Consider the following 9,833-nt stretch of genomic DNA (forward strand, 5'->3'; position numbering starts at 1 on the left):
CCATTTTCCCGTAATATGTCTACCAAAACAGTGGTTTTTTTCATTGACATTTTGTCCCGGTAAGTGTAGTATTTTGGACAAATACATACTTCGTTTTTAAATGCTGCGTTCCTTCACATTTATCTTCGTTTTCCTAATATTTGGCGCACCCTGCACGGCAGGCTTTGCACTGCGTATTCCGGCCGGCAGGAGAGGGAGGCTCTTATGAAAGACCCCGTTCTGTACAGAAGACGTCTGATACCGGAAGAATGCATTCTTCTCAAAAACGACCGGATTCTTCTGAACGAAGCCGGGATTCTGGTAACCGGCTGGCAGACAATCAGACCAAGAAAGGATCTCCACCATGGCTTTTCCTGTTATTATTTCAGGGAGGGCTACAAAGTAAGCAAATTCTATGCGGCCGATTACAGGCTGCTCTACTACTACTGCGACATTATTTCCCATGACTTTGATGAACAAAAGAATACGCTTGTTGTCACCGATCTCCTTGCGGATGTAATCGTCTACCCGGACGGTTTTGTCAAGGTGGTGGACATCGGTGAAATGGCCCAGGCCCTGGAAGAAAACCTGATCACCGTGTCGCAGCTTAAATCGGCGCTGCATTCCCTGAACTCGCTTCTGGAACGCGTATATGCCGGGGATATGCCCTCGCTCACGGCTCCCATCGACAGGTTCGACTTCCCCTGAACGCCAGGCCCATACGAAACCGGCGGCACAGGCATAAGGCCAGCGGCCGCTGCGATTTGCAGGCCGGCCCTGTATTCAACAAAAGGCGGACCATTTGGCGGACGCCGATAAGGAAGTATCAAAAACATATAAACTTAACGGCTGACAAACAGGTGCAAAAAGGGTATCGCTCATAATACAGCGATACCCTTTTCCTTTTATTCGCTCGTTCCATCTACATAAATATCTAGAAAAGCATTAAACACTCTATCCTCAACTGCTTTCTTGATATTTCTTAGATTGTTATATTGAGATAATTCAGATAGTTCTAAACTAATATCTTGAATATTGACTTTTTTCCCAAAGTTCTTTTCCAACTTTTCAATTAAGCGAAGTGCCGTAACTTGTATGTATTGCTGTTTTTCTTCTATAGGCAAATCAACAAAATAATAAACCATATCAAACCTAGACTTTAAGGAATCTGGAATTTTCTTTGAATATTCACTTTGGGTCATATTTGAGGTGAAAACCATAATGTACCCATTAAGATTGTGCTCAACGCCGTGTCGATCCGTAAATATACCATCTTCCAACAATTCATAAAAGAAATTGTAGACACTTGGAGTTGCTTTCTCAAATTCATCAATGAGGATAATTTTTGTTTTAGATGTAGTTATCTTGTTGATTAGCTCTCCACCTTCTTCGCTTCCAACATACCCAAGCGGAGAACCTATTAGACTATTTAAAACTCCTTCTGTGGAATAATTGCCAAAATTGATTTTTATTAGTGGTTCTCTTGGAAACATTGTTTCTGACATAAACTTAGCGAATTGCGTCTTTCCAATTCCTGAATTTCCACATAACATAATTGATAATATTTTCTGTTCGCCCATTCTGTTAAGGAAAAAGAATTTGAGCAGATTTTTGTGGAAATCTTTTTTAAACTCATCGTGTCCTCTGAGCTTTTCACAAATTTTTTGAGAGAGTAAGGATACCTCTCCAACATCAATTTGCGGAGGTTCTTTTATGAAATCATTCTCATCTTTTTCCTCGTTGATAGGCTCTTTTTCAATGATCCAAAAAGGAAATAGTGCGGTTGCGTCTGCTACAAGAGATTGTTCTATGCAATATTGAATATTCCCGTTTAATAAGATTCGTTGTATGAGAATTTCAAATGGGAAAATGAGATCCTGTCGCAATCTAAACATTCTTATTACAGAGGAAATGTCAACATATTTAATATTCTGAGATTCTAGTGTTTTACGTATATTATCAATATTGTACCGAAAAGAAATTCCTTCACATTCATCGATTAAATTGGATAGTGAAATTATCTCTCCAGACTTATAGTGTTCTTTTATCTTTTCGGTATTTGTATATGTATTAAGTATTAAAGTGTTGGCTATATTTGCACTCAATGATTCCGGTTTTAATATTTCCTTTTCGAAATTTTTTTGAAATTCATAATTGATATTCTCATTATCAAATAAATACGGGAATTGTTCTGTCAATTTCTCAAGCCAATCATAATTAATGCAAAAATGGATTTCTTCAATACTACTGCATAACGTTAAAATATACCGTTCAGAAAAAATCTTATAGAAATTATTATCTTTAACTAAGTTAGTCAGATCAACAACACTTTTTTCGAATCGTTCAAAACCTATTTCATAGAGATTATCTAAAGTGTCGCCTATATTAAAAAAATAAGCGATACTATAAAATTTGTAATCGTTAAGTTTGTTTCTTAAATTACTCAAACTAGTTGTGTCATATACATACAAAATAGAATCCATATTACTCATTCCTATCAAAATTTAACTCTTGGATAATTGCAATTACATCGATCAGGTTTATCTTTTCTGTGAGTTTTTGGTGATTAAAGTCAAATGGATTACTATTATTCTGAGTTGAACGAGAACTCATTCTCATTTCGACAATAGGCTCACTACTCGTGGAACAATTTTGATTATATGACATTGAGACCATTTCTAAAAACTTTGACGAAATGCTTTCTCTTTGTGAAAAATCTATATTGCCACGGTATATTCCGATTATGCTAAGTTTTCCCAATTGAAGATCATTATGATGATAACCATTTTCAAAATTATTTGCCGCTTTATATGGAATTTGTATAATAAATTGATCCGTTAACGCGTCGGCGTTCGTCCCGTGACAAGGATATGCAAAAGTATAGTCTATAGTAAAATCATCTAACATCTTTTCCATCATTTTGCTAATATTGATCTCTACATCTTCGTTTCCTTGATTTTTAAATTTGCTATCTTGCAATATATTTAAAATCATGACTGTATCGTCAAGATTTCTTTGCTGCAATTCTATATTTTTAAAAAGAACCAAATCGCCGATTTTAAGTCCCGTATCACTAATGCTTTTTTTCTGTGCCGTTTCATATATTGTGCGAAGCATAATTGACTTTGTTATCTTAACATCAAAATTTTCATAGACACGTTTTTTGGAGTTATCCTCTATGGAATACCCCACATCTGCAGAAACTATCTCTTTGGGACCTAGCATAGTTGCAACATTATACTTCAGTAGCTCTTCCGAAATTTGCTCTCTTTCGATAGTTTTCATTATTTTATTATCAATTAGCATTGCAATCTCATGAGCCTTGGAAGTATTCAAGTAAAATAAGTTAAATAGTTGTGTGATAGGTGTTGTGCTAATATTATCTGTTACATTTCTTCCTTGAATTTTGGAAACATAGAAATTCAAGAATAAAGCAAGTAGTATTATTATCGAGATGTTTTCATAGTGTCTACTAATAAAAGAGGAAATCCAAACATTTCGGATGCTACCAACAAAAAGCAAGAAAGAAAAAATGTTGCTCAACTCAAGCGAAACACTTATAACTCGAATTACATGAAAACTCTTTGCAAGTATAGCAAAGATAATGTATATGCCAATAGGAAGTAGCAACCAATATTGCTCCAAACAAAATTGAACTAATATGCTATACAAAGCAATCTCAATTAAGGACAGGAATAGAGAAAATGAAAATAAACAATACATTTTCTTTACACCTATTTTTTTGAAAAAAAACGTCTTTATATTATCTATTTTGTTACCCATCTCTTTACCCCTAAAAGTGATATTTATTATATTATAAATGATTTCACCTGATTTCTCAATTGTTCTGCTCAATAAGTACCTCAGACAGCTTTCGGGTTTACGCATTTAGAATAGCATTTCAATAGGTAGTAAATAAATTTGCCTCCCGTTCATTGACACATGCTTGAAAGCATTGCAAAAGCGCACTGTCTAACCATCTAAATGCGTAGATATAAACGCTATAATGGAAGCGGATTTCTGCTTGCGCCCGCTTGATTGCCACACAGCAAAGACGGAGGAAGCCGTCAAGGGCGCGGAGCGTTTATCTCGACCCTTGACGGCTTCCTTTGGCTTTGCTATTTCCTAACTACGATGGCTTCCACCAATTTTGCCTGTAAGCGATGCTTCATGTACTCATCAATGCCGATGTGTGGCAAACCATCTTTGTCATAAAGCGTTCGCGTACAAAGCTTGTTGATATAGCGGTCGTAGTACCGCAAGATGCGTTCCAATGCCAACGGCTCACCAGCACGGGCGGCTTCGATCACGTCCATTGGCAAAAGCACTCTGCCGTTAAAAGTTGGCTGCTTCATATCAATTTTTCACTCCTTTGGATTGTAAGTCTTTTCGCAACTCGTTCAGCACCTTTGTTCTGTGCCGTTGGACGGCGCTGCGGGACATTCCTGCAATACGACCAATCTCACCGTCTGTCAGCTCCAACACACAATACAGGATCAAAATGCTTTGCTCCCGTTCCGGCAGGCTGGCAAAGGCATCGGCCACCAGTTCGTCCCGGATATGCAGGGTATAGCCATAGGCTGTGAACATAATGCTGCCGCTTGGGTATTCGGCCACCGTACAGAGCTTGTCCATTTCATGCTGCGACAGGCACTGAACTCGGTTTCCCGTTTTCTCTGGCGGCGCAAATCCCGCAGATAGGTTCTGGCCGCGTTGCGGAGAACGGTTTTGCAGAAAGCGTCAAACCGGCAACGTTCTCCATAATCGTCAGGGATGTATTTCATTTTCTCACCCCCGATCTGCGGGAGAGTGAGAAACAGAGGCCGGTTCCACCGCCCCCTGTGTCTATGTTGCTGCGGAAATTTCGGCCCGCACCGAAAGGCCGCAGGAAACGACAAAATTCACCCGTCAAGTCGTAGACCGACCGCGCGAAGATGAAAGCGATATGAAGTTTTCTTACATGGTATAGTTCATACTGTTGGCCGGAGCTGCCCCCTGTTGGGTACAGGCTTTTTTTTAAGAAATTACGCTTTTGGAAAACGGGACATATCAGCATGGCGGCTCCCTCCGTAGGCCGCCGATCCTGCGCCGGACAAAGAAAAGCGGCGGCCTTGATTATTCAAAGCCGCCGCATGGATATGTAGAGTAGGCGCACCAAATCAACCTGCCCGGCAACGGCTTTTTTTCTTTCCCCGTCGGGCGGGGGCAGGTTTCCATCATGTGTTATAAGACAAATAGAGCCGACAACTGCAAGGAACATCCTTGCTTGTTGTCGGCTCTGCGTCTGTGCGTCTGGCTCTTTGATAATAGAAATATTCAGTTGTCGTACTTCAATTAGCGTTTCATGTTTGCATTTTGGACAGTACAGCGGGAAATTTTCAAGAACCGTATCTTCCCGGATTTTCAACCGGGTTTTGCAGCCACAGACGGGACATAAAATCCATTGTTCATGTTTCATGCTTTTTCCTCTATGTGGCATAGTTCCGATAAAACCATCTCTGCGATTGCAGCATTCCCGCCCGCTGCTTGCGATTTTTGCTGAAATGGAATGATATTTTCCTCATAGGACGTATCCTGCAAAATCATTTTTGCATTGTCTTTGAGTATGGACGGGGTTAATGTTTTCCTTTTGAGATATTTCCCCAAATGCAAATCTTCAATCTGCTGCGCTACCCGCGGCTGATCGTTGCCGACAGGGATAACCAGCATCGGTGTCCCATAATATAAGGCTTCATTTACGCTGTTCATCCCGCCGTGAGTGATAAAGAGAGAAGCCCTTTTCAGTATTTTTAACTGCGGGACAAAAGGATAGATAAAAATGTTATCTGGTATTTCTCCGAGCTGTTCTTTCTTAACCGTTTTTCCAATGGAAATTATCACGGAAACAGGTTCATCACGGAAAGCGTTTATACATTTCCGAAAGAACGCTGCGGAAGTATTCAACAGGGTTCCGAGAGAAATGTAAATAATGGGCTTTGTCATTTTTGAAAAATCAAAGTCCTGTTCTACGCGATCACCGATTGCTGGGCCAACGTACTTATAGTTAGCATCAGGAAACTCATTGGGATATATCTGAAAATCTCTAACCGTATAGGTGAAATTCAAATTAGGCGCATTATTTACCATTTCCTTTGCAATATCTCCATAACGCAAGCCAAACTTTTTTTGGATCACTTTAGAAAACAGCCTGCACAGTCTTGGGTAACGAAAGATTGCGGTCATATACCAGCCGCCGGTTCTTCCGAAATCCCACAACACTTTTTCATTCAGAGTAAAGGTTGAGAACAGGCGGAAAGCCGGGATGCCCAACTGATCGGCCAAAGCCTTTCCCGGAAGAAATAGCATTTCATAAATCAGGCAATCAAAATTAGCGCCTATCCTCTGAACAGTTTGGTAGGCAGCAGACCAGCTTTTGATTTCCTTTTGAGAGGGGGAAAGTGTTTCCGGGTAATCATCGTATGGAATAAATGTAGCGCCGGTTCTTTCAATTTTTTCTTTCCAGTCAGGTGCATTGATATAGGACACATGATGCCCCAAATCTACCAATACTTTTGCCAGCCCCAGTGTAGGATTTGTATGGCCGGAGAATGGCAAATTCACCATTAAAATATTCCATTTTCTAAAATCATTCATAATAGCGCCGCAGACCCTCCTTTACCTGTGCGGTTAATTCCGAAGTGAAAACCGGCGTATCAAACTTGGCAGCCAGAAGCGCGATAAAGTCAACCTTTTCGCACATTTCTTGATAGTCGCTTTCAACAATAATCGGATCAAGCCAAATATCAACCAGAAGTATCAGCACACCGGCCAGCTCCTTGGGATATTTACAATCAAATTCCTTGTTTGCTGTACCTTGCCGCAAAATTTCTTCTAAGTAGCCGGAAAGAACATTTAGAGAGTTTCGCAGAGTGTCCAACAACGCAAAAGGAACTTTTTCTGCCCATTTTTCTTTTGTGAGTGTAGAGAGGGTGTCATTGGAAAAGAGGTGAACAACAATCTGTCTGATTTTTTGCTGTGCTGTCATTCCCGGATGTGCTACCAATTCTTTGAGGCGGCTGGTAAATTGCTTCTTTTCATAATCGGATAGATAAGCAACAATTTCCTGTTTGCTCTTAAAGTAATGGTATATGGCCCCTTTTGACATTCCGCTGGCCTCAACAATGTCCTGCATAGTGGTGTTTTCACACCCTTTTTCTAAAAATAGCTTCATTGCAGCGTCAATGATTTTACCTTTAGAAAGCAGAGATTTTTCTTCCTGTTTCATTTGTCACCTCCATAAAATAAACCGTCGGTCGGTTTTGTTTAAGAATAGCATATTCACGGAAGATTGTCAACTTCACCGCGCTGGTGAAATATGAATTATAAAGTTTAACATACCGGCATATACCAACATTCCATCGAGATACTATGAACTATACAATGTAAATGGGTGATGTTATATGGCGAAAGTTGAAGATTGCCCGGCTTTGAAACTTTCGGCGCGGATGTGAAAGCTGCGCGGAAAGCAAAGCACCTGACGCGCAAGGTGCTGGCCGAAATAGTGGGAATTGAATGGCGCTATCTTGCCGATATAGAAAATAAAGGCACGATCCCCAGCCTCCCGGTTGTGATCCAGCTTATCAAAGTCTGCGGGCTTCCCGTGGAGCAGTATTTCAACCCGGAAATCATACGAGGGGACAGTGAACAGCGGCAGCTGGTCAGCCACAAGCTGAAACTTTGCCCGGAACACTATTTACCAGTCATTGAGGGCGTAATCGACGGGGCGCTGAAAATTGAACAATCAGCGAAAGAAATGGGGGATGTGTGAAAGCATCCTCTGTTTTCCTTTTTGCCAGAGTGCTAAAAGGCTCTCTTATTTTTTTGCCCTTTTTTCAGAGAAGCCCCGTGTTTAGCGGGTAGTTTCCGTCCTTTCCAGCGTAATATTGGCGAAGCAAAAAACAAGGGTTTGGGAAGTTCCCAACAGGCAAAAATCTCCGCTCCGGCAGCAGGCCGGAAACGGAGATTTTGCGGAAGTGTAGCCACACTTCCTATGCTTGCTCTGTTGTGACTTCCCCGGAAAGGACGAGAACGGAATGGGACGAAAACGAAGGCCAAAAGAGAGCGATTATTTGCCAAAACGGGGAAATCCGCTACAAGAAACCGTCTGTTACAGGCTTGGCGGGACGGTCTATGAAGTACATACTTCCTGTGGTGGGACGGAGCCGCTCTATGACAAAATGGTTCGGCTCATTCGCTCGGAAGCCATTGCCGCATCTACTGACAAAAGGGACAAACCGCAGTATAATAAAGACAGCAACCTGTTTGTCGGGCGTTCATTACAGGAGGAATGAACCATGACAGCAAACATCAATTATCCCGACAACATCACCGCTTTATACGCCCGCGATACCAGCAAGAAAATCCGGGCCGTCATGCGTGCCAAAGGAAACGCCGGGGAACACCTCTGCACCAATCCGCCCTACGGGTATCAGAAAGACCCGATGGATAAAAAGAAATGGATTGTGGACGAGGAAGCCGCCGAAATCGTGAAGCGGATTTTCGACCTGTGCATTGCAGGAAAAGGCCCCATGCAGATTGCCAAGCTGCTGACCGCCCAACACGTCCTGACGGTTAAGGCTCACTATGCCCAACGGGACGGCAAGCCGCTGCCGGAGAAGCCGTATCATTGGGACCCGAAATCTGTTGCGGGGATCTTGGAACGGCCAGAGTACACCGGCTGTACGGTGAACTTCAAGACCTATTCCAAGTCCCACAAACTGAAAAAGCGGCTGCATAACGCCCCGGAGAGCCAGCGTGTTTTTCCTAATACCCAGCCCGCCATCATCGACGAACAAGTCTTTGCGCGGGTGCAGGAGCTACGGGAGAACAAACGCCGCCCCAGCAAGACAGGAAAGCAGGGACTATTCTCTGGCCTGCTCTATTGTGCGAATTGTGGGGACAAGCTGTATTTCTGTACAACAAACAGCTTTTCGCCCAAGCAAGACCACTATGTATGCTCCAACTATAAGAGCAACACGGGAACTTGTTCCGCCCACTTCATCCGGGAAGAAACGCTGAAACGGTTTGTCTTGCAGCGGATTTTCGATGTGACGGCACTGTTCTTTGACGATGCCATGGCATTTGAGGAAGCGGCGAGAAAGCGGCGTTTTCAAGAAGCGGAAAAAGAGGCCAAGAAGCGTAAGCGTGAAATCGCCCAAGCGGAAAAGCGCATTGCCGAACTTGACCGCATTTTCAAGCGCATCTATGAGGATGATATCAGCGGGACGATCAGCCATGAACGGTTCTTAAAACTTTCTGCCGACTATGAGGCGGAACAAAAAGAACTGACGGAGCAGGTCAAGGCATGGCGGCAAGCAGTAGAAACCTTTGAACAGGATCAAAGTGACTTTCGCACCTTTGCAACCATTGTGCGGAAGTATGTGGGCATCCGGGAACTGACCCCCACCATCGTCAATGAGTTTGTAAAGAAGATCATCGTCCATGCGCCGGATAAGTCCAGCGGCCACCGCAGGCAGAAGATTGAGCTGGTCTGGAACTTCATCGGAGAAGTCAACCTGCCGGGCGACAAGCAGACCGTAGAACGGCAACGAAAAGGCAGGACGGCATGACCTTTCAGCCATGCCGCCCTGCGACAATCAAATTACTTCCTTATGGGGGCGCGCCATTCTCCGGTCCGCTTTTTCTTTCTCTTTTCATGCCGTTATTTCCGGCGTATCTTTAATGAAATGGTGTTAGTCCGCAAATGTGTTGGTAACCTATATAAGTCCGTTTTATCACCCTTGTGATCTGGTATTATATCCTTATATTTAGGAGGATGATACCATGACCAATCAGGAATTACTTATGAGCCATAT

Annotated in this window: 10 protein-coding genes and 1 pseudogene; 4 read left to right on the forward strand and 7 right to left on the reverse strand. The window is 42.6% G+C overall.

The window, feature by feature from the left end:
* The first annotated feature begins 204 nt into the window (after positions 1 to 204).
* Positions 205 to 687: a DUF402 domain-containing protein gene (locus FYJ45_RS09020; protein WP_154464337.1), complete on the forward strand. Its 483-nt coding sequence runs from the start codon at positions 205 to 207 to the stop codon at positions 685 to 687.
* Positions 688 to 884: 197 nt separating this feature from the next.
* Here the strand turns inward: FYJ45_RS09020 and FYJ45_RS09025 are convergent, their stop codons facing one another.
* The 7 genes and pseudogenes from FYJ45_RS09025 to FYJ45_RS09055 form a co-directional block, all read right to left on the reverse strand.
* Positions 885 to 2,462, reverse strand: a complete 1,578-nt coding sequence (locus FYJ45_RS09025; protein WP_195841746.1) for an AAA family ATPase — start codon at positions 2,460 to 2,462, stop codon at positions 885 to 887.
* A gap of 1 nt (position 2,463) precedes the next feature.
* Positions 2,464 to 3,834 (reverse strand): hypothetical protein, encoded by a 1,371-nt coding sequence (locus FYJ45_RS09030; protein WP_154464339.1) that lies wholly within the window; start codon positions 3,832 to 3,834, stop codon positions 2,464 to 2,466.
* 263 nt (positions 3,835 to 4,097) lie between these two features.
* Entirely contained in the window at positions 4,098 to 4,334 is a 237-nt protein-coding gene (locus tag FYJ45_RS09035; RefSeq protein WP_154464340.1) for a helix-turn-helix domain-containing protein, read from the reverse strand.
* Between the two features lies 1 nt (position 4,335).
* Positions 4,336 to 4,614, reverse strand: a complete 279-nt coding sequence (locus FYJ45_RS09040; protein ID WP_330588623.1) for a sigma factor-like helix-turn-helix DNA-binding protein — start codon at positions 4,612 to 4,614, stop codon at positions 4,336 to 4,338.
* A gap of 637 nt (positions 4,615 to 5,251) precedes the next feature.
* A pseudogene (locus tag FYJ45_RS30580) lies at positions 5,252 to 5,437 on the reverse strand (cysteine-rich KTR domain-containing protein); the annotation flags it as partial.
* On the reverse strand, positions 5,434 to 6,612 hold the full coding sequence (locus FYJ45_RS09050) for a macrolide family glycosyltransferase (protein ID WP_207708408.1): 1,179 nt from the start codon (positions 6,610 to 6,612) through the stop codon (positions 5,434 to 5,436). The pseudogene FYJ45_RS30580 and the gene FYJ45_RS09050, both read right to left, overlap by 4 nt.
* A complete protein-coding gene (locus tag FYJ45_RS09055; protein ID WP_154464342.1) occupies positions 6,605 to 7,243 on the reverse strand; it encodes a TetR/AcrR family transcriptional regulator in 639 nt (212 codons plus the stop codon). The genes FYJ45_RS09050 and FYJ45_RS09055 overlap by 8 nt, the downstream gene beginning before the upstream one ends.
* A 192-nt stretch (positions 7,244 to 7,435) precedes the next feature.
* On the opposite strand from FYJ45_RS09055, the gene FYJ45_RS09060 reads away from it, so the two are divergent.
* The 3 genes from FYJ45_RS09060 (at position 7,436) to FYJ45_RS09070 (ending at position 9,587) form a co-directional block, all read left to right on the forward strand.
* Positions 7,436 to 7,786 (forward strand): helix-turn-helix domain-containing protein, encoded by a 351-nt coding sequence (locus FYJ45_RS09060; RefSeq protein ID WP_456298379.1) that lies wholly within the window; start codon positions 7,436 to 7,438, stop codon positions 7,784 to 7,786.
* Positions 7,787 to 8,051: 265 nt separating this feature from the next.
* Positions 8,052 to 8,309: a hypothetical protein gene (locus FYJ45_RS09065; RefSeq protein WP_154464343.1), complete on the forward strand. Its 258-nt coding sequence runs from the start codon at positions 8,052 to 8,054 to the stop codon at positions 8,307 to 8,309.
* Between the two features lie 3 nt (positions 8,310 to 8,312).
* Positions 8,313 to 9,587 (forward strand): DUF4368 domain-containing protein, encoded by a 1,275-nt coding sequence (locus FYJ45_RS09070; RefSeq protein WP_154464344.1) that lies wholly within the window; start codon positions 8,313 to 8,315, stop codon positions 9,585 to 9,587.
* Positions 9,588 to 9,833: the final 246 nt, after the last annotated feature.

Source organism: Eisenbergiella porci (assembly GCF_009696275.1).
Classification (GTDB): Bacteria; Bacillota; Clostridia; order Lachnospirales; family Lachnospiraceae; genus Eisenbergiella; species Eisenbergiella porci.